Raw genomic sequence first — 21750 nt, forward strand, 5'->3', positions numbered from 1 at the left:
TTCCGAGCGCCGTCCGCGAAATCAACCTGAAATTGTCGGACCCCGGGTCCATCATGGCCCGCATGGCAGACGCAATCGTGGCCGAAGGACTGGTCAAGCGCTACGGGTCGGTGGTCGCCCTCGACGGCCTCGACCTCGTGGTGCCGGAAGGGACCGTCATGGGCCTGCTCGGGCCCAACGGCGCGGGCAAGACGACGACGGTGCGGGTGCTCACCACGCTGCTGGAGCACGACGAGGGCACGGCGACGGTCACCGGCCTCGACGTCGTCGCCGACGCCAAGGAGCTGCGCCGCCGGATCGGGCTGTCCGGCCAGTACGCGGCCGTCGACGAGAACCTGACCGGGTTCGAGAACCTCGACATGGTCGGCCGCCTCTACCACCTGGGCAAGCGGCCCAGCCGGGAACGGGCGCGCGAGCTGCTGGAGCGGTTCGACCTGGTGGACGCCGCCGACCGGCCCGTGAAGGGCTACTCGGGCGGCATGCGCCGCCGGCTCGACCTGGCGGGCGCGCTGGTGGCCAAGCCGAGGGTGCTGTTCCTCGACGAGCCGACCACGGGCCTCGACCCGCGCAGCCGGCTCGGCATGTGGGACGTCATCGCGGAGCTCGTGGCGGGCGGCACCACGCTGCTGCTCACCACGCAGTACCTGGAGGAGGCCGACCGGCTCGCGGACGAGATCGCGGTCATCGACCACGGCCGGGTCATCGCGCTGGGCACCGCGGACGAGCTGAAGGCGCAGGTGGGCGGCGAACGGCTGGAGCTGACCGTCGGCTCGGCCGGGGACGCGCAGACGGCGAAGGCGGCGCTGACGCCGTTGGCGATCTCGGAGATCACCGTGGACGACCGCGGGCACCGGCTGACCGTGCCGGTGTCGGGCGGCGCCGACGTGCTGGTCGACGGTGTCCGCAGGCTGGACGCCGAGTCGGTCAAGGTGCTCGACATCGGTCTGCGCAGGCCGACGCTGGACGACGTGTTCCTCACGCTGACCGGGCACGCGGCGGGCGGGACCGACACCGACGAGAAGCAGGGGGAACAGGCGGGATGAGCGCGTTCACACAGGCGTTGGGCGACGGAGCGGTGGTCGCCAAGCGCAACCTCATCAAGATCAAGCGGGTCCCGGACCTGATCGTGTTCTCGACGTTGTCGCCGATCATGTTCGTGCTGTTGTTCGCGTACGTGTTCGGCGGCTCGATCGCCATCCCGGGCATGGACTACCGCGAGTTCCTGATGGCCGGGATCTTCGCGCAGACCGTGGTGTTCGGCGCGACCATCACCGGCGCCGGGCTGGCCGAGGACATCCAGAAGGGCGTGATCGACCGGTTCCGGTCGCTGCCCATGGCGCGGTCGGCGGTGCTGATCGGGCGGACCACCAGCGACCTGGTGAACAACGTCATCGTCATCCTGGTGATGTCGGTGACCGGGCTGATCGTCGGCTGGCGGATCCACTCGTCGCCGCTGGAGGCGCTGGCCGGGTTCGCCCTGCTGCTGCTGTTCGCCTACGGGGTGTCGTGGGGCATGGCGATCGTCGGGCTCATGGTGCGCAGCCCCGAGGTGTTCAACAACGCCTCGTTCATCGCCATCTTCCCGCTGACGTTCGTCGCGAACACGTTCGTGCAGGAGAACAACCTGCCCGGACCGCTGAAGACGTTCGCCGAGTGGAACCCGGTGTCGGCGGTCACGGCCGCGGCCCGCGAACTGTTCGGCAACACCAATCCGATGGCGTCCGAGCCGAAGGCGTGGCCGTTGCAGCACCCGGTGCTGATGACGTTGATCTGGGTGGTCGTGTTCCTGCTGATCTTCGTGCCGCTGGCGATCCGGCAGTACCGCAAGGCGGTGTCCCGCTAGGCCAAGCGGCCGGTCGCGAGTTTGTCAAGAGCCGAACAGGTTTCAGATCGACCGCACGACGGGTAGCCGGTGGACAAGAGAGCCCGAGGAGGCGCAGATGTCCACCGGTACCACCATCGGCGTGATCGTCGTCGTGCTGGTCGTACTGGCCGCGATCGCGGTGCTGCTGAAGTTCCTCATGCAGCGCAAGAGGTTGCGTTCGAAGTTCGGCCCGGAGTACGAGCGCGCGTTGGAGCACAACGGCAGCCGCATGGCGGCGGAGCGCGAGCTCGCCGAGCGGGAACGGGAGCACTCGAAGCTCGAGCTGCGCACGTTGGACTCGGCGACGCGAGACAACTACACCCGCAACTGGACCCAGGTCCAGGAGCGGTTCGTCGACGAGCCGACCGAGGCCGTCGGCCAGGCGGACCGCCTGGTCACCGACCTGATGGCCGAACGCGGCTATCCCACTGAGGGGTACGAGCGCCGCGAGAAGCTGTTGTCCGTCGAGCACTCCCGCACCCTCGACCACTACCGGCACGCGCACGCGATCACCGAGCGCCAGGCGCGCGGCGAGGCGACGACCGAGGACCTGCGCACCGCGATGGTCCACTACCGCACCGTGTTCGAGGACCTGCTGGGCGACCACCGGGAAGGGGCACGGTCATGACCGACCAACGTCAGCACCTCACCACCGAGGACTTCGCCGAGCGCTCGCCGGTCGAGCAGACCCCGGCCGACCGCGATGTCGCGGAGCCGAACCTGACCGACCAGGAGCGCTACGACCGGGAAGCTACGCCGCAGGACGAGCAGCCCGCGCACGACTCGCCGGCGCACGACTCGCCGGCGCACGACTCGCCGGCGCACGACTCGCCGGCGCACGACTCGGCCACGTACGGCTCGGCAACGCAGGGTTCGGCAACGCACGCCGAGGCCGCGCACGCCGAGGCGGGCGAGCGCGTCGATCCCGACACCGACCAGCAGTCCGCCTGGAGCGAGGAGCCGGTCGAGCTGTCCGCGGTCGACACGACGGCAGGCGACGCCCCGCTGTTCACCGCGGACGACGCGGCCGACTACCAGGCCGAGTGGCGGGCGCTGCAAGCCGACTTCGTCGACGACCCGCGCGAGGCCGTGCAGCGGGCGGATGAACTGGTCGCCCAGGTGATGCAGACCCTGGCCACCACGTTCAACGAGCACAAGCACGCCTTGGAGGAGCAGTGGCACCGGGGCGACGAGGTGCAGACCGAGGAACTGCGGCAGGCCCTCAAGCGCTACCGCACGTTCTTCGACCGCTTGCTGTCCGTGTGACCGCCGACGAGTGAAGACTCCCCGTTGTGCGTCTGGCGACCCAGGTGCACAACGGGTGTTTCACGTCGTCATCCGGGAACTGCCCGGTCTCAGCCGGGCAGTTCCCGGATCTCCATCTCCAGCACGTCGATCTCGTCGCTGATCGCCTCGTCCAGCATCCGGTCGAGCAGCTCGGAGCAGTCCGACGACCCGATGCCGAACCTGGGCACCTGCTCCCACCACACCGCCGGGTTGTTCCAGAACGAGCCGGAACCCTGGTCGACGCCTTCGAGGCAACGCAGCCGCGAATCGTCGTCCGGCAGTCGGCGGACGTAGTCGATGAACCGGGCCAGCGCGTCCGGGTTGATCACCGGCACCGCGCCGTACCCGCGCAGGCAGTCCTCGAGCTCCGTCAGGAACTCCTCTTTGAACGTCACGGCGCCACCCCCGCTTCCCCCGCTACCGTGCGGGTGAGGAGGACTCACGTACCAGGGCAACAACGGTACCCCCGCCGGGGTACGCAGAACTTGCTGCCAACGGGCGGTTTCCGGGAAAGATTCGCTAACGTTGCGCGCCTGCCCGCGCCGAAGGCCCGCGATTCCACTGTTATGTCCTAAGTGGACCGACGTGCCGCCGGCGGCACGGTTACCGCCACGTGACCTTCACTCCGCCCGCAACCGCGCCACGAAGCTGAACCGGTCGCCCCGGAAGAGCGAGCGGACCCGCTCGATCGGCTCGCCGACGTCGTCGTGGGACACGCGGTGCAGCAGCAGCATCGGCAGTGCCGGGTTCGTGCCGATGAGCAACGCCTCGCGCGGCGTCGCCAGGACCGTCTCCACCCGTTCCTCGGCCTCGGCGAACACCACGCCCAACCGGTCGCTGAGGCACGCGTACAGCGACGTGGTCGGGTCCAGCACCTCCAGCAGCGTCGGGAACCGCGCCGCGGACAGGTAGGTCGACTCCAGGCCGACCCGCTCGCCGTCGGCCAGCAGCACGCGTTCCAGGTGGACCACCTCGTCGCCACGCCCGATCCGCAGGTCCCGCGCCAGCACCTCGTCCGCGGGCAGGTGCTCGACGGTGATCACGCTGCGCGTCGCGTCGACGCCCTGCCGCCGCATGCCCTCGGTGTAGCTGAGCAGCGACAACGGCTGCACCAGCTTGGGCGGCGCGACGTAGGTGCCGCTGCCCTGCCGTCGTTGCAGCTTGCCCTCGAGCACCAGTTCCCCGACGGCTTGGCGCAGCGTCACCCGCGACACCGAGAACCGCTCGGCCAGCTCCCGCTCCGACGGCAGCGCCGTGCCCTCGCCGAGGGCGTCGACGAGCCACAGCAGTTCGGTCTTCACCGCGTAGTAGCGGGGGATGCGGCCGTGTTCGGGGATGCCGGCGCGGACCGGCCCGTCCGCGCGGTACTGGGGCACGTAATGCGAGGCATGCACACAGCCGAGCCTACGGTGCGATCCGGGCCGGTCAGACCGCTGACGGGGTGGGTCGCAGATCACGGGACGAGCGTCGGCGGGTCCGGGATGGCGTAACCGGAAGCACCCACGTTGGTCTCCAACGACTTGCGCCACTCGCCGGAGTCGATCATCTTCCGAACGGCCGCGGTCACCTTCGCCTTGCTGGTCGGATCACCTCGGCGCAGGCCGATGCCGTACTCCTCCTTGCTGAACGGCTGGTTGACCACGCGCAGCAGCTCGGGGTTCTGCGCGGCGTACCCGGCGAGGATCACGTCGTCGGTCGTCATGGCGTCCACCTGCTCGGCCAGCAGCGCCGTGACGCAGTCGCTGAAATTGGGGTATTCCTCGAGTTGCACGGACTGCGCGAACCGGTCTTTCACGTACTGCGCCGACGTGGTGTTGGCCACCGAGCACAGCTTCAGGTTGCCGGAGTTGAGCGATTCCGGTCCGGTGATCCGCTCATCGGTCAACCGGACCAGCAGGTCCTGCCCCGCCACGAAGTACGGTCCGACGAAGTCGATGACCTCCTTGCGCTTGTCGGTGATCGAGTAACTGGACACGACGAGGTCCGCGGCGCCCTCGGTGAGCAGCTTCTCGCGTTCCGAGGGCGTCGCCTCGGTGAACGTGATGCCGGATTCCTCGACCCCCAGCTCTTTCGCCACATAACGGGCCACGTCGATGTCGAAGCCGCGGTAGGTGCCGTCCAAACGGCGCACACCGAGCCCCGGTTGGTCGTACGCCACGGCGATGGTCAGCTTGTCGGAGCTGTCCGCCTTGCCGGCGACGGTCGTGTCGTCACCGGTGGAGCACGACGCGAGGACAAGCGCGGCGGAACACGCCACCAGCAGGGCGCGCAACGGTGCCAGAGCCATTCTTCCCCTTTTCGGGAGGTTCCTCGGGTTGCCGGAAACCTAAGCGCCCCAAGGGACTTGGTCCATAGCCAAGAAGAAGATAGGGGACACCTGATCGGTCAAGGGTGACGGTTGGGTATCGAGACCGTGACCGTGCTAACGCGCGCCGCCGGGCGAGCGCAGCCGCCTGGGACCGGTGTCATGCCGCGACGGCGGCGGGCCCAGCGTCACCCGGGCGCTGCTCACGTAGGCGCCGGCCGAACTGGCCAGCACGGGCTCCAACGACAGCTCCCGCACCTCGGGCAGGTCCTCGGCGAGCGCGGCGAGCCGCAGCACCAGGTCCTGCAACGCGACCAGGTCCGCCGGCTCGTCGCCCCGGTACCCCGCCAGCAGCGGCGCGGCCTTGGGCGCGCGCACCAGCGCCGCCGCGTCCGCGTCGGTCAGCGGCACCGCGCGGTAGGCCCGGTCCCCCAGCAGGTCGCTGACCAGTCCCGACAGCCCGAACGACACCAGCGTGCCGAAGGACGGGTCGTCCTGCAGGCCCAACACGCACGAGATCCCCTTGGGCGCCATGCGCTGCACGTACACCTCCGGCCGCTCGGACATCCCGGCCAGCATCCCGTACGCCGTGCGCACGGCCTCCTCGCCGGACAGGTCGAGCCGCACGCCGACCAGGTCGGTGCGGTGCCGCAGCCGGTCGTCGGTGGACTTCATCGCCACCGGGTAGCCCAACTCCCCCGCCGTCCGCACCGCCTCGTCCGCCGACGTCACCACCCGGAACGGCACGACCCGCACCCCGTAGCACGCGAGCAGCCGCACGGTCGTGTCGTCGTCGAGCGGCAGTTCACCGTCGAGCGCCCGCGACGCCACGATGGCCTGCGCGGCGTCGGGGTCGATGCCCTCGGGCCGGACGAACGTGCCCTGCGGCGCGGACCGCCACCGCGCGTACCGCGTCACACGTGCCAACGCCAGCACAGCGCGTTCCGGACTGGGATACGACGGCACGGAACCCCGTCCGGGCGCGCCACCGGGACCGGGCACCGCCAACTCGGCCGGCACGCCCTCCACTGCCAGGAACGTCGACGCGATCGGCTTGGCGTGCCCGCCCTGCTCCACGACCTCGCGCAACGCGCGGGCGAACGTCGTGCCGGGCACCGCCAGCGGCGGCACGAACACCACCACCAGCGCGTCCGCGTCCGGGTTCGCCAACGCCTCCCGCACCGCCTCGGCGAACGCCTCCGGCCCGGCCTGCGCCCCGACGTCCACCGGCTCGCCGGCCAGCTCCAGACCCTGTGCCAGCGCGGTGTCCGCGGCCAGCAGACCGATCGCGGTCGAGTTGCCGACCACGGCGACGCGCGGCCCGGCGGGCAGCGGCTGGTGCGCCAGCAGCAACGCGGTGTCGAACAGCTGCGCCAGCGACTCCACCCGGATCACGCCGGCCTGCTCGAACAACGCCTGCACGCTCGACTCGTCCACCGGCACCGAGGTCGCCGCCAACGCGGGAGTCACCGCGTGCCGGCCCGACTTCACCGCGACGATCGGCTTGGTGCGGCCGAGCCGGCGGGCCAGCCGGGCGAACTTGCGCGGGTTGCCGAACGACTCCAGGTACAGCAGCACCACGTCGGTGGCCGGGTCGGTCTCCCAGTACTGGAGCAGGTCGTTGCCGGAGACGTCCGAGCGGTTGCCCGCGGAGACGAACGTGGACAGGCCCAGGCCGCGATCGGCGGCGGTGGCCAGGATCGCGGTGCCCAGCGCGCCGGACTGGCAGAAGAAGCCGGTGCGACCGCGGGCGGGCAGCTCCGGCGCCAGGGTCGCGTTGAGGCGCACGCCCGCGTCGGTGTTCAGCACGCCCAGCGCGTTCGGGCCGACCACCCGCATGCCGTGCGCGCGGGCCTCGGCGGCGAGCCTGCGTTCGGCGCTCAACCCGCCCGGCCCGGTCTCGCCGAACCCGGACGTGACCACGACCAGCGCTTTCACGCCCTTGGCCAGGCAGGCGTCCATCACCTCGTCCACGCCCGCGGCAGGGACCGCGACGACGGCGAGGTCCACGTCGTCGGGGATCTCCAGCACCGACGGGTAGGCGCGCACCCCGCGCACGGACCGGTGCTCGGCGTTCACCGGGTAGACCGGTCCGGCGAAGTCGGCGGCGAGCAGGTGGGTCAGCACCGCGTGACCGATCTTGGTCTGGTCGGTGGACGCGCCGATCACCGCGATCGACTTCGGGTGCAGCAGGTTGTGCACGCTGCGCGCCTCGGCGGCCTGCTCGCGGGCGCGGGCCACCTCCACCGACTCCTCGGTCGGGTCGATGTCGAACTCCAGGTGCACCACGCCCTCCTCGAACGCGCGGCTCACTCCGTAGCCCGCGTCCCGGAAGATCCGCACCATCTGGCCGTTCTCCGCCAGCACCTCGGCGGTGAACCGGCTCAGCCCGCGTTCCCGCGCGGCGGCGGCGAGGTGTTCGAGCAGGATCGAGCCGAGGCCGCGGCCCTGGTGGGCGTCCTCGACCACGAACGCGACCTCGGCGCTGCCGGTGCCGCCGAGCCGGTCGTAGCGGCCGACGGCCACGATGTCGTCGCCGAGCAGCGCGGTGAACGCGACCCGGTCGGCGTGGTCGACGGTGCTGAAGCGTTCGAGGTCGCGCTTGGGCATGCGCGGGTAGGGGCCGAAGTAGCGGTAGTAGCGGGTCCGCTCGGACAGCCTGCCGTGGAACGCGAGCAGCTTCTCCGCGTCGTCGGGCGTGATCGGGCGCAGGTGGACCGTGCCGCCGTCGCTGAGCACGACGTCGGCCTCCCAGTGCCTCGGGTAGTCGAACGGGTCCACGGCTCTCAGTCCCTCGGGTCGTCGGGGTCCAGGCCGTGCAGCGGGAACACCGCGCGCCGCGTCTCCACGACCGCCAGGTCGACCGGGGTGTCGAGCTCGCCGCCCCACCGCTCGAACGCGGTGTCGGAGCCGTCGGTCATGGAGGACGGCAGCGGCCAGTTCGGCGCCAGGGTCGAGGCGTGGGCGACCCAGTCGGCGGGCAGCGGGGTGTTCGGGTCGACGTCCCGGTCCAGCACGGTGGCCAGCAGGTGCGTCCAGCTGCGCGGCACGACGCGCAGCAGCTCGTACCCGCCGCCGCCCAGCGCCAGCCAGCGGCCGTTCGCGGTCTGCTCGGCCAGCTCGCGCAGGCGGCGGTAGACGGCGCGGTGGCCGTCGACGGTGAGCGCGAGGTCGGCCAGCGGGTCCTCGCGGTGCGTGTCCACGCCGCACTGCGTGACCAGCAGCTGCGGCCTGAACGCCGCGAGCAGCGACGGGACGGTGGCCTCGAACGCGCGCAGCCAGCCCTGGTCGCCGGTGCCGGGCGGCAGGGCCAGGTTCACGCTGGCGCCCTCCGCGCCCTCGCCGCCCACCTCCGCGGGCCGTCCCGTGCCTGGCCAGAGGCTCATCGGGTGCTGGTGGATCGAGACGGTGAGCACGCGCGGGTCGTCGTAGAAAGCGGCCTGCACGCCGTCGCCGTGGTGCACGTCGGTGTCGATGTAGGCGATCCGGTCGAAGCCGTTGTCGAGCAGCCACGAGATGGCCACGGCGCAGTCGTTGTAGACGCAGAACCCGGCCGCGTGGTCGCGCATGGCGTGGTGCAGCCCGCCCGCGATGTTCACCGCCCGGTCCACCTCGCCCGAGGCGATCCTCCGCGCGGCGGCCAGCGAACCGCCCACGACCAGCGCGGACGCCTCGTGCATGCGGGCGAACACCGGGTTGTCCGCGGTGCCGAGGCCGTGGCCGACGTCCCAGCCGGCCATCGGCGCTGCCTGCACGGCGTTGAGGTAGGACGGCTCGTGCACGCGTTCGATCTCGTCGTCCGTCGCCGGGTCCGGCTTGACGAGCCCCACGCCGTCCAGCACGCCGAGCGCGGTCGCCAGCCGGACGGTCAGGTCGAGCCGGACGGGGTTGAGCGGGTGGTCCCCGCCCAGGTCGTAGCCGAGGAAGGACTCGTCCCAGACAACGGCGGCTCCCGTACCCATGTCGGCAACCTAACTCACCGGGCGCGCGGTGGTGTGATCACAGGTTGGTCGACCCGGGCGTGCGGACCTCCCGGGTGGACTTAGAGTCTGCCGAGACGACGCGGGCCAGGATTGCGGCCATCGAGGATGGAACCCCGCACGTCGGAACGGGGTCAGAGAAGACATGCACCTGCGACGAGTCCCCGCCCTGACCGCCGTGCTGGCCTTGGCGCTCACGCTCGGGCTGTCGGCCTGCGCCACCACGGTCACGGGCAGCCCGGTCGCCGCCGCGGGCGGGTCGACCGGGGAGAAGACCACTTCCGGCAAGCCGTCGTCGACCAAGGAGTCCTCGCCCAAGACGTCCAGCAAGGCGGGCTCGCCGAAGACCACCGAGGCCGACAAGCCGTCCGGCGACGTGAAGATCACGACGAAGAAGAAGACCGAGGGCTACGAGGACTGCGACATCCTCACGCCCGAGGACGTGGCCGCCGCCGTCGGCGCGTCGAAGGGCGGCGAGAAGGGCTGCGTGCAGAGCACGGAGGACCCGTTCTCGGTCGTGCTGTTCATGGTCACGTTCGCCGAGTACGAGGGTGAGGCGCGGACCATCGAGGTCGGCGGCAACACCGCGTACGAGGTGAAGGAGAAGGGCGGCGACTGCACGGTGCTGGTCATGCTGACCGACGACCCGGACGAGATCACCCCCGCGTTCCAGGCGACCGTGACGCCGATCGACGAGATCGACCCGTGCGAGATCGCGCTGAAGCTCGCCACCAAGGGCTTCGAGAAGATCCCCAACGCTTGATCTGTGTTGGGTTGCGCCGCCTCCGGCGTCGCGGGCGAGGTCGCCGGGAAGTCGACCGTTCGCGCCCTGATTCCCGGCGATCGACAGCGTGATCGCCGGGAATCAGGGCGCGACCTCGCGGTCAGGCGGGGTGGGGGCCGGTGGCGGCCGGGCGAGAGGTGTCCGAGGACCACTGTGACCAGGAGCCGGCGTAGAGCGGGGCGGGGTGGTCCGGTGTGGTGATGCCGGCCACTTCCAGGGCCAGGACCACGGACGATGCCGTGACGCCGGACCCGCAGTAGGCCGCGACCGGGCGGTCGGACGTGACGCCGATGGCCTCGAAGCGCTCAGCCAGCGCCGCCGCGGGCAGCCAGCGGCCGGCGGAGGTGTGGCCCGAGGTCGGCGCGTTCAGCGCGCCCGGGATGTGCCCGGCGCGCGGGTCGACCGGCTCGGTCTCGCCCCGGTAGCGCTCGGGGGCGCGGGCGTCGAGCAGCACGCCCGACCCGGTGAACGCGGCGGCCTCGTCGGCGTCCAGCACGGGCATGCCGCCGGGGGTCACGACCACGTCGCCGGGAACGGGCGTCGGCGTGCGCGCGTCGACGGGGCGGCCCTCGGCGGTCCACGCCGCGAAGCCGCCGTCCAGGACCGCCACCTCCGGGTGACCGGCCCACCGCAGCAGCCACCAGGCGCGTGCGGCGACGGACCCGTCACCACCGTCGTACGCCACGACCGGGTGATGTCCGCGGACGCCGGCCGCGCGCAGCACGGTTTGGAGCGCCGCCGGGTCCGGCAGCGGGTGGCGGCCACCGGCGCCGGGCGGCGAGGACAGCTCGGTGTCGAGGTCGACGTAGACGGCGCCGGGAACGTGCCCGACCTCGTAGTCTTGACGTCCCGGCGGTCCGCCCAGTCGCCAGCGGACGTCGAGCACGACCGGTGGTTCGGCCCCGTCCAGCGCGGCGGCCAGGGCTTCGGTGCTGATCAGTGGATGCACGGCACCATCCTGCACCCGTGACCGGCCGACTAGCATTGACGCCATACGAAGGGGAGCGGGTGTGAACGAGCTCATCGACACTACCGAGATGTACCTCCGCACGATCTACGAGCTCGAAGAAGAGGGCGTAGTGCCTCTGCGCGCGCGGATCGCCGAGCGGCTGGCGCAGAGCGGTCCGACGGTCAGCCAGACGGTCGGGCGGATGGAACGCGACGGTCTCGTCATCGTGGCGGACGACCGCCACCTCGAGCTGACCGAGCAGGGTCGCAACCTGGCCATCGCGGTCATGCGCAAGCACCGGCTCGCCGAGCGCCTCCTGGTCGACATCATCGGCCTGGAGTGGGAGCACGTGCACAGCGAGGCGTGCCGCTGGGAGCACGTGATGAGCGAGGCCGTCGAGCGCAAGCTGGTCAAGCTCCTCGGCAACCCCACCACCTCGCCCTACGGCAACCCCATCCCCGGGCTGGACAAGCTGGGCGACGGCGAGCCCGCCCCGCCCGCCGAGGCCGACCTGGTGCGGATCGACGAGGTGGCCCGGCGCGGCGGCGGTCGCGTCGAGGTGCGCCGGATCGCCGAGCACGTGCAGCTCGACGAGGACCTGATGGCCGAGCTGAAGGCCGCCGGCGTCGTGCCGGGCGGCACGGTCGAGGTCGACTCCCTCGGCGGCGCGAAGGTCATCCAGGTCCGCGGCAACGGCACGGTCGCCGAGTTGGACCCGGCCGTGGCGCACGCGGTCCTGGTGCAGGCCCGGTGAGCCCGGCGCGGCGCGCGATCGCCGCGTTCACCCGGCTGCACGGCGACGCGCCGAGCGGTGTCTGGTCGGCGCCCGGCCGGGTGAACCTGATCGGGGAGCACACCGACTACAACGACGGTTTCGTGCTGCCGTTCGCGTTGCCCCACCGGACCGCGGTGGCCGCGTCGGCGCGTGACGACGGACAGTTGCACGTGGCCACGGTGGGTGACGACGGTGTGGTGCAGCAGGCCGCGCCGGTGCGGGTCGCCGACCTGGAGCCCGGCGCGGTCGGTGGTTGGGCGGCGTACCCGGCGGGTGTGGCGTGGGTGCTGCGCGAGCAGGGCTTGACCACCGGCGCGAACCTGGTGATCGCGGGTGACGTGCCGGCGGGCGCGGGTCTGTCGTCGTCGCACGCGTTGGAGTGCGCGGTGGCGTTGGCGCTGCTCGGGCTGGACGGGCGTCCGGCCGACGACCTGCCGCGGATCGCGCGGTGGGTGCAGCGGGCGGAGAACGAGTTCGTCGGCGCGCCCACCGGTCTGCTGGACCAGACCGCGTCGTTGTGCTGTGCCGAGGCGCACGTGTTGTTCTTGGACGTGCGGTCGTTCAAGGCCGAGCAGGTGCCGTTCGACGCGGCCGAGCACGGCCTGGAAGTGCTGGTGATCGACACGCGGGCGAGCCATTCGCACACCGACGGCGGCTACGGCGCGCGGCGCGCGGGCTGCGAGAGGGCCGCGTCGATCCTGGGGGTCCCCGCGCTGCGGGACGTGGACGTGAGCGGGTTGGACGGCGCGCTGGCCCGGTTGCCCGAGGAGCTGCGCCCGCTGGCGCGCCACGTGGTGACCGAGAACGAGCGGGTGCTGGCGGCGGTGGAGCTGCTGCGCACGGGCCGGTTGGCGGAGCTGGGTCCGTTGCTGGACGGCTCCCACGCGTCGTTGCGCGACGACTACAGGGTGTCCGCGCCCGAGCTGGACGTCGCGGTCGACGCGGCGAAGGCGGCGGGCGCGTTGGGCGCGCGGATGACCGGTGGCGGGTTCGGCGGGTCGGCGATCGCGCTGGTGCCCGTCGGGCGGCACGACGAGGTGGTGCGGCGGGTGCTCGCCGCGTTCGCCGGACGTGGTTGGACGACACCGAGGACTTTCACGGCCGTGCCCTCGGCGGGCGCCGGCCGGGATCACTGACGGACCGGTCGAAAGCGGGGATGCAGGGTGAAGTTGCTCGTCACGGGCGGCGCCGGGTACGTGGGCAGCGTCTGCGCGGCCAGGCTGGTGGAGTCCGGGCACGAGGTGGTGGTGCTGGACGACCTGTCCACGGGGCACGCGGACGCGGCGCCGGAGGGCGTGCGGCTGGTCGAGGCGGGCATCGACGACGCGATCGGCGACCTGCTCGCCGAGGGTTTCGACGGTGTGCTGCACTTCGCGGCCAAGTCGCTGGTCGGCGAGTCCATGCAGGACCCGGCGAAGTACTGGCGGGGCAACGTGGTGACGTCGCTGCGGCTGCTGGACGCGATGCGCGAGCACGGCACGCCCCGGCTGGTGTTCTCCTCCACCGCCGCGACCTACGGCGAGCCGGAGCAGGTGCCGATCGCGGAGACCGCGCCGACCCGGCCCACCAACACCTACGGCGCGACGAAGCTCGCGATCGACCACGCGATCACCTCCTACGCCGCCGCGCACGGCCTGGCCGCCGTGTCGCTGCGCTACTTCAACGTCGCGGGCGCGTACGGACGGTTCGGCGAGCGGCACGGCGTGGAGACGCACCTGATCCCGATCGTGCTGCAGGTCGCGTCCGGCCGCCGTGAGCGGGTGCAGGTCTACGGCGACGACTGGCCCACCGAGGACGGCACGTGCGTGCGCGACTACATCCACGTCGTGGACCTGGCCGACGCGCACCTGCGGGCGTTGGAGCACGCGACGGCCGGTGAGCACCGCATCTACAACCTGGGCAACGGGTTGGGCTTCTCCGTCAAGCAGGTCGTCGACGCCTGCCGCGAGGTGACCGGCCACCCGATCCCCGCCGACGTGGCGCCGCGCCGCGCGGGTGACCCGGCCGTGCTCGTGGCCTCCAGCGAGAAGGCCCGCACCGAGCTGGGCTGGAAACCCGAACGGGTGGACCTGGCCGGCATCGTGCGCGACGCGTGGGACTTCACCCGGTCACAACAGGGGGCGTGATGGCAGGCAGTATCACCGAGGCCGGGTTCGGGGACCTGACCTCGTTCACGGAGATGCCGCGGCTCTCTTCGCTCGCGCTGTCACCGGACGGCACGCGGCTGGTCACCGTGGTGGCGACGCTCTCGCCGGACGGCAAGGCGTGGCAGGGCGCGCTGTGGGAGGTCGATCCGGCCGGTGAGCGCCCCGCGCGGCGGTTGACCCGTGGTGCGAAGGGCGAGTCGGCGCCGGCGTTCACGCCGGACGGCACGCTGCTGTTCCTCTCGGCGCGGCCCGACCAGGAGGCCAAGCCGGCCGATCGCGACAAGAAGGACAAGGCGGCGCTGTGGCTGCTGCCGCCCGTCGGCGAGGCGCGCGAGCTGTACCGCCCGGCCGGCGGGGTGTCGGAGTTCGCGGTGGCGCGGGAGGCGGGCACGGTGCTGCTCACGGCCGGCGCGCACCCGACCGTGGACTTCGGCGAGCAGGACGAGGAGCACCGCAAGGCGCGCGAGGACGCCGGGGTGACCGCGATCCTGCACGAGTCGTACCCGGTGCGGCACTGGGACTCCGACCTCGGGCCGAGTTTCCCCCGGCTGCTGGCGACCACGTCGCCGGTCGAGGTGGACCGCGAGCGGATCGACCAGTCGTCGGACCTGGTGGACCTGACGCCCAACGCCGCGGCGCGGCTGGACGACTCGCCCGCGATCAGCCCGGACGGCCGGTGGGTCGTGCGCACCGAGGGCGTCGCGGTGAGCGCGTCGTACGGCAAGCGGGTGCGGCTGCGGCTGACGTCGACCGACGGCGCGGTCGACCGGGTGCTGGCCGACCTCGACGGGCACTCGTTCCTGCAGCCGGTGTTCCTGCCGGACTCGTCGGGCGTGATCGCGGTGCGCGCGCTGGACTCCACCGCGGACCGCCCGTGGACGAACACGCTGGTGCGCATCGACCTGGAGTCGGGGTCGGTCGAGGAGTTGGCGGCGGACTTCGCCGAGGAGCCCGACCACCCGGTGGTGAGCCCGGTCGGTGACGCGGTGTACTTCATCAGCAGCCACCGGGGTCACCAGCCGATCTGGAAGCTCGACCTCGCGTCCGGCTCGGTGGTGAAGCTGACCGCGTCCGGCGCCTACACCGATGTGCGGGTCAGCCCCGACGGCGCGTCGGTGTACGCGTTGCGCAGCGCGTGGGACCACCCGCCGCAGCCCGTGCGGCTGTCCGCGTCCGGTGTGGACCAAGTGGCCGTGCCGCTGCCCGCGCCCGGTGCGGTGGAGTCGGTGCCGGGCACGCTGACCGAGGTCGAGACGGTGGTCGAGGACGGCCGGACCGTGCGGGCGTGGCTGGTGCTGCCTCGCGGCGCGTCGGCGTCGCAGCCGGCGCCGTTGCTGCTGTGGGTGCACGGCGGTCCGGTGATGAGCTGGAGCGGGTGGAGCTGGCGCTGGAACCCGTGGTTGATGGCGGCGCGGGGCTACGCGGTGCTGCTGCCGGACCCGGCGCTGTCGACCGGGTACGGGCACGACTTCGTGCGCGCCGGGTGGGCTTCGTGGGGCGACAAGCCGTACACGGACCTGATGGCGATCACCGACGTGGCGGTGCGGCGGGACGACGTCGACGACTCGCGGACGGCCGCCATGGGCGGGTCGTTCGGCGGGTACATGGCGAACTGGATCGCCACGCAGACCGACCGGTTCAAGGCGATCGTGACGCACGCGTCGTTGTGGCACCTGGACGCGTTCACCGGGACCACCGACGACTCGTACTACTGGATCCGCGAGATGGGCGACCCGCTGCGGCAGGAGGACTCCGTGCGGGCGAACTCGCCGCACCTGCGGGTGGCGGACGTCAAGACGCCGATGCTGGTGATCCACGGCGACAAGGACTACCGGGTGCCGATCGGCGAGGGGCAACGGCTGTACTTCGACCTCGTGCGGCACGGTGTCCCGGCGAAGTTCCTGTACTTCCCGAGCGAGAACCACTGGATCCTGACGCCCGGCAACGCCAAGGTCTGGTACGAGACGGTCTTCGCGTTCTTGGCTGAGCACGTGCTCGGCGAGCCTTGGGAACGGCCGGAACTCGTCTAGTCGGCGGACAGGTCCCCGGTTCTCCGCGCCCCGCGACCGCCGGCCGGGGAGCCGGGACTGTGAGGTCACCGGCCGAGGCCGGGCGCGTCGCGGTGGCGCGGACGGCTGCGATGCGCGCGGTTCGCGGCCCGGGGGCCGCGGACGGCTCTGGTGGGTCCGCAGGGGCACGGGAGCAGTGGCGCGGCGTGGCCACGCGGTGCGCCGAACCCGCCGGCACCCACCAGGCCGCAGCACCGCTCGCGGTCATCCCCATCCAGGCACAACGCCGGCGAAGAGAGCACCTCCTCCATGCACAGCTTCGAGATCACACCGATCGGCACGGTCCGCAACGACCGGACCGACGTCCAGCACACGGACAACTGGGGTGCCGTCCGCAGCACGATCACCGTCGACGAGCGCTTCGGCGAGGCGTGCCTCCAAGGGCTGGAGGGCTTCTCCCACGTGGAGGTCCTCTTCGTCTTCGACCAGTTCCCGGAGAGCGACGACTTCCGCGAACCCCGCCCGTACCGAGGCCGCCCGGACCTCCCGCCCGTCGGTGTCTTCGCGGGCCGCGGGCCGCGCAGGCCGAACCGCATCGGGGTGACGTGCTGCGCCATCGAGTCCGTGCGCGGCCGTGAGCTGACGGTGGTCGGCCTCGACGCGATCTCCGGCACCCCGGTCATCGACCTGAAGCCGACGATGGTGGAGTTCCTCCCGGCGGACGTCGTGCAGCCGTCCTGGGTCAGCCACTTGATGTCGGAGTACTTCCAGCCGTGAACGGCCCGCGGCTCTCCTGTGTCGTGGTTGCGGCTCGCCTTCTTGATCCTCCTTCTCCTCCGAGTCACCGGGCTGTGCGGGCGGGCTAGTAGGGGATTCGGTCAGCAGTTCGGGTGTGATCGGCAGCGGTGCGGGCGCGGCGCGTCGGCAGGCCGACCGAACCCCGCTCCGCACGGTCCGCACGCCGGCCCGGCCGGCGTGGGGCGTCGTCAGCCCGGTCGCGCGCGACGCGGGCCTGCGTCAGGTCATCGCGTTCACCTCCCGGCACTGCCGACGAGCCCGTGACCGCGCCCGGCAACCGGTCGTGGGGGTTCGTCGGTGACAGGTGAGGTGGGGCCGGGGGTCAGGGCTCGGTGAGGTTGGCGGGTGGGGTGGACCAGTCGGTGGCGGCCACCCGTTCGGCCAGGTGGCGGATCTGGGCCGGGGGAAGGCCTCCGTTCAGGGCCGCGCGGAGCAGTTCGGCCAGGCGGTGGTCGGGGTTGGCTTCTCCGGCGCGGTCCAGGGCGAGCAGGGCCAGGGTGCCGTTGCCCCTGATGTACGCCGAGAAGGCCAGGAGGGTGGCCGGTTCCGCCCGTTCCGGGGCGGGGCTCGCCCTGGTCAGCTCCGTCCACAGGGCCTCGGCGCTCCGGGCGTGCTCGCCGACGCAGTAGGCCAGGCTCGCGTCCCTCGTCAGCGGGTTCGACAGGGCGTGGGCGAGGTCGGCCACCGCTTCGTCGGTCAACAGGCGTTTGCGGGTGGCCGCGCGCAGCACCTCGGCGTGGATCAGCTCGCGGTCGCGCTGGGGCACGGTCTCGTCGTCCGGTGGCGGGTGGTCGGCGGCCAGGCGGTTGAGGAGGGTCGATCGGCGGGACAGGGCGTCCGGTGGGTCCGGGGTCAGGACGTCGCCCATCGCCTCACGGCTGGCGTAGGTGACGTGGCCCTCCGCCGCCGACGCCGCGGCGAACGCCGTGCTCGACGGGTCCGGAACGGTGCCCGAGGTGCCCACGTCGTGGTAGTCGAACCAGCGCTCGCCCTTCGCCGTCGCACGCGTCCACACGGCGAGCAGGAGCGGGACGTCGGCGGCGTGGAGGGCGTCGTCCAGCTCGTCCACCACCGCGTCGTGCGGCAGGTCCTCGGGCGGGTCGCCCGAACCGCCGCCGATCACGACGACCACGGCGTCGTCGCCCCGGCACCCGGCCAGCGGCGCGGTGAGCCGGTCGACCACGCGGCGCGGCACGCCGGCCGGCGGCAGGTCGGCGCGCAGCGTCATGGTCACGTCGTGGTCGCGCACCACCAGGACGACGACCGAATCGGACGGGTGGAAGCCCAGCAGGTGCGGCACGGCGGCGATCAGGTCGCCCGGGTCGCGCAGGCGGGTCGGGGGGAGCAGCTTCGTCATGGGTCCGACCCTGGCCCAGGTCGGCCCGGGTGGCCGGCGGCGGTCGTCGAACTGTGGACAACTCGCGGGAGGCCGCTCCCACCGAACTGGGAGCGGCCCGGCGACCTGCGGGAACTCAGCAGCTCGGTGCTACCTGACCGTCCGAACCTGTGTACACGTAGGCATCGGAGATGTAACCCGCCCCGATCTTGTCCCACAGGTTGGTGGTGCCGTACTTGCCGGTGATGGTCTCGCCCTGCGTCTGGCAGCTGATCGTCACCGTCGCGCCGTTCGCGACCGAGCCGACGGCCGCGTACTGGGTGCCGGGACCGGACCTGATGGTCACCGACGCGCCGCTGTCGGTGCCGACCGTGCCGGTCACCCCGCTGGTGCCGCACGAGTTGCGGCTGGTGTAGCTGCGCGTGCCCCAGTAGTAGATCTGCGTGCCGTTGAACTTGATCTTCTGGTCGACGCCGTTGAGCCTCTGCTCGTAGTGCAGGTGCGGCCCGGTCGACCCGCCGGTCGTGCCCACGCTGCCGACCCGCTGGCCGATCCGCACGGACTGCCCCACGGACACGCTCTGCGCGGACAGGTGCGCGTACCGGGTGCGCCAGCCACCACCGTGGTCGATCTCGACCCACCGCCCGTAGCTCGTGCTGCCCTCGTTCGCGACCCTCGTGACGCTGCCCGCCGCCGACGCGACGACCGGGTCGCCGTCGTCGTTCGCCCGGTTGAAGTCGACCGAGTTCGCGGGGCTGTGGTTGGTGCGGGTCTGGCCTTCCCACACCTGGTTGCACGGGAACGGCATCTGGAAGGTCGGCGCCGCCGCGGCCTCGCCCTGCGTGAGGACGAGGCCGATCAGCGGCGCCACCAAGGCCGTGACGAACACACGTCGGCTCATCTGCCACCTCCTTGACGACTAAGGGTGATCATCCGACCACGCCCGACCGCCTAAGTGGAAGACTTACCATGTGTTGAGTTGGTGAATTAGTTCCTAACCAACCGAACGGAGCAGCAACTGATCGCCCACTCAGCAGTTGCGGCTGGTGTAGTTGCGCGTGCCCCAGTAGAGGATCTGCGAGCCGTTGAACACGATCTTCTGCGCCACGCCGTCGAGCCGCTGCTCGAAGTGCAGGTGCGGCCCGGTCGAGCCGCCGGTCGTGCCGACGTCGCCGATGCGCTGCCCCCTCGACACGGTCTGGCCGACGCTCACCCGCTGCACGGACAGGTGCGCGTACCGGGTGCGCCACCCACCGCCGTGGCCGATCTCGATCCACCGGCCGTAGCTGGTGCTGCCCTCGTCCTCCACCCGCGTCACCGTGCCCGCCGCCGACGCCACCACGGGATCGCCGACGTCGTCGGCGCGGTTGAAGTCCACCGCGTTGGCCGGGCTGTGACCGGTCCGGGTCTGACCCGACCAGACCTGGTTGCACGGGAACGGCATCTGGAACCCGGGCGCCGCGGCGGCCTCGCCCTGCGCGAGGACGAGGCCGACCAGCGGCGCCACCAGTGCCGTGGCCCAAGCGCGCCGGGTTCGGCTCATCTGCCACCTCCTTGACGACTGTGGCGCCGATCCGACCACAGCCGCACCCGTTAGTGGAAGACTTTCTAAGTAGACACTTCGTGAATTACTTTCTAACCAACCGATCGGCGCAACGCGGCGAGGCCCCCGACCACGGGGAGCTCCACGACCGTCGACGTCAGGTCGATCGACAGCCCGGCGCCCGGATCCGGCCGCAGCGTGTAGTCGTGGTCAGAAGAGATCAGCACGAACTCGACGCGGTGACCAGACGGGACCACGTAGTCGTTCGGCTCCAGCTCGACCTCGACCCGGTACTGCTTGCCCGGCTCGATCGGCTTGGTCCGCGACGGCGACACCCGGTTCTGCGGGTCGGTCCACCCGCGCGTGATCACGTGCGACGTGCCGTCCGGCGCCCGGTCCACCAGCAACGCGGTCACGTTGGCCGCCGGCCGGTCGAACGAGATCGCCAGGTCGACCCGGGCCACGCCGGAGAACCGGAGCGGCGAGGCGGTCGGCCCCGTCGCGTACGACAGCCGGTTGCCGGAGCTGGGCAGGTCGATCAGGTCCTCGGCGAGCTTGGACGAGTCGTCGCGCAACGTCTCCACCACCGCGTTGCCGGGCACGGACGCGAGCCGCAGCGCGCCCTTGGCCGTGCCGCCCGCCCACGGGTGCAGCCGGGCGGTCGACGTGCCGGGAGCGGGCCAGTCGGCCTCGTCCACCCACGTGGTCTTGTCCTCGCGCTGGATCGTCGCCTTGGGCTCGCGCTCGATGCCGTTGTCGACGCCGTACAGGTAGTGGCTGAACCAGCGGTTGATCGTGCGCCGCCACTCGACCGACCGCAGCGTGTCCGGGTCGGTGTGCCCGGCCTGGTGCAGCCAGATCTTGTGCTCCACGCCGTGCCGCCGCAGCGCGTCGTACCACTGCGCGACGTGCTTGACCTTGACGTTCCAGTCGCTCAACCCGTGCACGGCCAGGACCGCGGCCCGCACCTCCGACGCGTCCTTGACGTAGTTGCGCTCGTCCCAGAACTCGCTGTAGTCGCCGGTCACGCGGTCCTGGCGGGCCGCCACGTCGGCGATCACCGGCTTGCAGACCTCCCGGTCCTCGCGCGTGTAGACGTACTCCGCCAGCACGTCGAGGTCCTCACCCTGGAACGTGCCGGGCGCGACCACCGCGCCGTCGGCCCGGTAGTAGTCGTACCAGCTGGAGATGGCCGCGATGGGCACGATGGCCTCGAGGCCCTCGACACCGGTGGCGGCGACCGCGTTGGGCAGGGTGCCGTTGTAGGACACGCCCATCATCGCGACCTTGCCGGTGGTCCAGCCCGCCGTGACCGGCGCGCCCGCCGCGTCACGCGCGGTGGCGCGGCCGTTGAGCCAGTCGACCACGGACTTCGAGCCGACCGTCTCGTTGTGGCCGCCCGAGGTGGGGCAGCCGGACGACTTGCCGGTGCCGAGCGACTCGGCGTAGACCATGGCGAAGCCGCGGGAGACGAAGTAGTCCTCGTAGCGGCCGGACCGGATCGGGGCCGGGTTGGGCCCGACGGCGGCGGCGATCCGCTCGTCCGCCTCCGCCTTGAGCAGCGAACCGTCCCGCTTGTCGTACCCGCCGCGCCGGTTCGGCACGTACAGCTCCACGTCGACGTCGTGGTTGGCCACGTCGTTGCCGCCGGAGAAGTACGGGCTGTTGAAGAACACCACCGGGACCTTCAGCCCGCGGTCGGTGGCCTTCTGGCGCACCACCTCGGTGTAGACCTCGTCGTCGTGCCCGTCGCGGTCGCTGTCGACCGGCGCGCGCACCCACACGCTCTCGCGGACCACGTCCTTCGGGTCGAAGACGGGTTGCGCCTCGCCACCGACGAACACCGGGCCTTCCGCGACGGCGCCGGCCACCGCGGGCGTCAGCCCCAGCGGCAACGTCACCAGGGCGGCGAGCACCGCGGCTCTCCGTGCACCCTTCACGACCGAACCCCCATCATGTGTAGGACAGGCTTG

At 71.8% G+C, this 21750-nt stretch carries 19 protein-coding genes and 1 pseudogene; 10 read left to right on the forward strand and 10 right to left on the reverse strand.

Translation table 11 applies throughout. From position 1 onward, the window contains the following. Window positions 1-62: 62 nt before the first annotated feature. The 4 genes and pseudogenes from AB0H12_RS14100 to AB0H12_RS14115 form a co-directional block, all read left to right on the forward strand. A complete protein-coding gene (locus AB0H12_RS14100; RefSeq protein ID WP_499623305.1) occupies window positions 63-1043 on the forward strand; it encodes an ATP-binding cassette domain-containing protein in 981 nt (326 codons plus the stop codon). Continuing rightward, on the forward strand, window positions 1040-1843 hold the full coding sequence (locus AB0H12_RS14105) for an ABC transporter permease (RefSeq protein WP_499623306.1): 804 nt from the start codon (window positions 1040-1042) through the stop codon (window positions 1841-1843). Before AB0H12_RS14100 ends, AB0H12_RS14105 begins: the two co-directional genes overlap by 4 nt. Window positions 1844-1940: 97 nt before the next feature. Further along, on the forward strand, window positions 1941-2492 hold the full coding sequence (locus AB0H12_RS14110; RefSeq protein ID WP_499623308.1) for a hypothetical protein: 552 nt from the start codon (window positions 1941-1943) through the stop codon (window positions 2490-2492). 190 nt (window positions 2493-2682) lie between these two features. Further along, window positions 2683-2970, forward strand: a pseudogene (locus AB0H12_RS14115) (hypothetical protein); the annotation flags it as partial. A gap of 249 nt (window positions 2971-3219) precedes the next feature. Here AB0H12_RS14115 and AB0H12_RS14120 read toward each other — a convergent pair. From AB0H12_RS14120 to AB0H12_RS14140, 5 genes are all read right to left on the reverse strand, one after another. Further along, window positions 3220-3546 (reverse strand): hypothetical protein, encoded by a 327-nt coding sequence (locus AB0H12_RS14120; protein ID WP_230566630.1) that lies wholly within the window; start codon window positions 3544-3546, stop codon window positions 3220-3222. A 225-nt stretch (window positions 3547-3771) separates the two neighbouring features. Beyond that, entirely contained in the window at window positions 3772-4545 is a 774-nt protein-coding gene (locus AB0H12_RS14125; RefSeq protein ID WP_499623310.1) for a GntR family transcriptional regulator, read from the reverse strand. A gap of 59 nt (window positions 4546-4604) precedes the next feature. Further along, the gene (locus AB0H12_RS14130) at window positions 4605-5438 is read right to left on the reverse strand and encodes a glutamate ABC transporter substrate-binding protein (RefSeq protein ID WP_499623311.1); all 834 of its coding nucleotides are present in this window, start codon (window positions 5436-5438) and stop codon (window positions 4605-4607) included. Between the two features lie 135 nt (window positions 5439-5573). Then, window positions 5574-8237 carry a bifunctional acetate--CoA ligase family protein/GNAT family N-acetyltransferase gene (locus AB0H12_RS14135; protein ID WP_499623313.1) on the reverse strand — a complete coding sequence of 888 codons (2664 nt, stop codon included), beginning with the start codon at window positions 8235-8237 and terminating at the stop codon, window positions 5574-5576. Between the two features lie 5 nt (window positions 8238-8242). Beyond that, the gene (locus AB0H12_RS14140; RefSeq protein ID WP_499623315.1) at window positions 8243-9418 is read right to left on the reverse strand and encodes an acetoin utilization protein AcuC; all 1176 of its coding nucleotides are present in this window, start codon (window positions 9416-9418) and stop codon (window positions 8243-8245) included. Window positions 9419-9581: 163 nt separating this feature from the next. On the opposite strand from AB0H12_RS14140, the gene AB0H12_RS14145 reads away from it, so the two are divergent. Further along, window positions 9582-10199 carry a DUF3558 family protein gene (locus tag AB0H12_RS14145; RefSeq protein ID WP_499623317.1) on the forward strand — a complete coding sequence of 206 codons (618 nt, stop codon included), beginning with the start codon at window positions 9582-9584 and terminating at the stop codon, window positions 10197-10199. Window positions 10200-10320: 121 nt separating this feature from the next. Here the strand turns inward: AB0H12_RS14145 and AB0H12_RS14150 are convergent, their stop codons facing one another. Next, window positions 10321-11169, reverse strand: a complete 849-nt coding sequence (locus tag AB0H12_RS14150; protein WP_499623318.1) for a sulfurtransferase — start codon at window positions 11167-11169, stop codon at window positions 10321-10323. 61 nt (window positions 11170-11230) lie between these two features. Here AB0H12_RS14150 and AB0H12_RS14155 point away from each other — a divergent pair, with 61 nt between their 5' ends. From AB0H12_RS14155 to AB0H12_RS14175, 5 genes are all read left to right on the forward strand, one after another. Then, entirely contained in the window at window positions 11231-11923 is a 693-nt protein-coding gene (locus AB0H12_RS14155; protein WP_499623319.1) for an iron-dependent transcriptional repressor DtxR, read from the forward strand. Then, window positions 11920-13080: a galactokinase gene (gene galK / locus AB0H12_RS14160; protein ID WP_499623320.1), complete on the forward strand. Its 1161-nt coding sequence runs from the start codon at window positions 11920-11922 to the stop codon at window positions 13078-13080. The genes AB0H12_RS14155 and galK overlap by 4 nt, the downstream gene beginning before the upstream one ends. Window positions 13081-13107: 27 nt before the next feature. After that, window positions 13108-14070, forward strand: a complete 963-nt coding sequence (galE, locus tag AB0H12_RS14165) for a UDP-glucose 4-epimerase GalE (RefSeq protein ID WP_499623321.1) — start codon at window positions 13108-13110, stop codon at window positions 14068-14070. Continuing rightward, window positions 14070-16121, forward strand: coding sequence for a prolyl oligopeptidase family serine peptidase (locus tag AB0H12_RS14170; RefSeq protein WP_499623322.1), 2052 nt, complete (start codon window positions 14070-14072; stop codon window positions 16119-16121). Before galE ends, AB0H12_RS14170 begins: the two co-directional genes overlap by 1 nt. Window positions 16122-16409: 288 nt before the next feature. Then, window positions 16410-16877: an SAM-dependent methyltransferase gene (locus AB0H12_RS14175; protein WP_499623323.1), complete on the forward strand. Its 468-nt coding sequence runs from the start codon at window positions 16410-16412 to the stop codon at window positions 16875-16877. 343 nt (window positions 16878-17220) lie between these two features. Here AB0H12_RS14175 and AB0H12_RS14180 read toward each other — a convergent pair whose 3' ends face one another. From AB0H12_RS14180 to AB0H12_RS14195, 4 genes are all read right to left on the reverse strand, one after another. Further along, a complete protein-coding gene (locus AB0H12_RS14180; RefSeq protein ID WP_499623324.1) occupies window positions 17221-18255 on the reverse strand; it encodes a DUF4192 domain-containing protein in 1035 nt (344 codons plus the stop codon). A gap of 115 nt (window positions 18256-18370) precedes the next feature. Further along, entirely contained in the window at window positions 18371-19135 is a 765-nt protein-coding gene (locus tag AB0H12_RS14185; protein ID WP_499623325.1) for a M23 family metallopeptidase, read from the reverse strand. 129 nt (window positions 19136-19264) lie between these two features. Further along, complete coding sequence (locus AB0H12_RS14190) at window positions 19265-19777, reverse strand: M23 family metallopeptidase (protein WP_499623326.1); 513 nt, start codon at window positions 19775-19777, stop codon at window positions 19265-19267. 92 nt (window positions 19778-19869) lie between these two features. Then, the gene (locus AB0H12_RS14195) at window positions 19870-21717 is read right to left on the reverse strand and encodes a Xaa-Pro dipeptidyl-peptidase (protein WP_499623327.1); all 1848 of its coding nucleotides are present in this window, start codon (window positions 21715-21717) and stop codon (window positions 19870-19872) included. Window positions 21718-21750: the final 33 nt, after the last annotated feature.

Source organism: Actinosynnema sp. NPDC023794, from assembly GCF_040639675.1.
Lineage (GTDB): Bacteria > Actinomycetota > Actinomycetes > Mycobacteriales > Pseudonocardiaceae > Actinosynnema > Actinosynnema luteola.

Bases quoted from the DNA above. Each gene is read 5' to 3' on its own strand.
- AB0H12_RS14175 (WP_499623323.1), top strand. From the start codon at position 16,410: ATGCACAGCTTCGAGATCACACCGATCGGCACGGTCCGCAACGACCGG.
- AB0H12_RS14105 (WP_499623306.1), top strand. From the start codon at position 1,040: ATGAGCGCGTTCACACAGGCGTTGGGCGACGGAGCGGTGGTCGCCAAG.
- AB0H12_RS14145 (WP_499623317.1), top strand. From the start codon at position 9,582: ATGCACCTGCGACGAGTCCCCGCCCTGACCGCCGTGCTGGCCTTGGCG.
- AB0H12_RS14110 (WP_499623308.1), top strand. From the start codon at position 1,941: ATGTCCACCGGTACCACCATCGGCGTGATCGTCGTCGTGCTGGTCGTA.
- AB0H12_RS14185 (WP_499623325.1), bottom strand. From the start codon at position 19,135: ATGAGCCGACGTGTGTTCGTCACGGCCTTGGTGGCGCCGCTGATCGGC.
- AB0H12_RS14190 (WP_499623326.1), bottom strand. From the start codon at position 19,777: ATGAGCCGAACCCGGCGCGCTTGGGCCACGGCACTGGTGGCGCCGCTG.
- AB0H12_RS14130 (WP_499623311.1), bottom strand. From the start codon at position 5,438: ATGGCTCTGGCACCGTTGCGCGCCCTGCTGGTGGCGTGTTCCGCCGCG.
- AB0H12_RS14170 (WP_499623322.1), top strand. From the start codon at position 14,070: ATGGCAGGCAGTATCACCGAGGCCGGGTTCGGGGACCTGACCTCGTTC.
- AB0H12_RS14180 (WP_499623324.1), bottom strand. From the start codon at position 18,255: ATGACGAAGCTGCTCCCCCCGACCCGCCTGCGCGACCCGGGCGACCTG.
- AB0H12_RS14140 (WP_499623315.1), bottom strand. From the start codon at position 9,418: ATGGGTACGGGAGCCGCCGTTGTCTGGGACGAGTCCTTCCTCGGCTAC.
- AB0H12_RS14100 (WP_499623305.1), top strand. From the start codon at position 63: ATGGCAGACGCAATCGTGGCCGAAGGACTGGTCAAGCGCTACGGGTCG.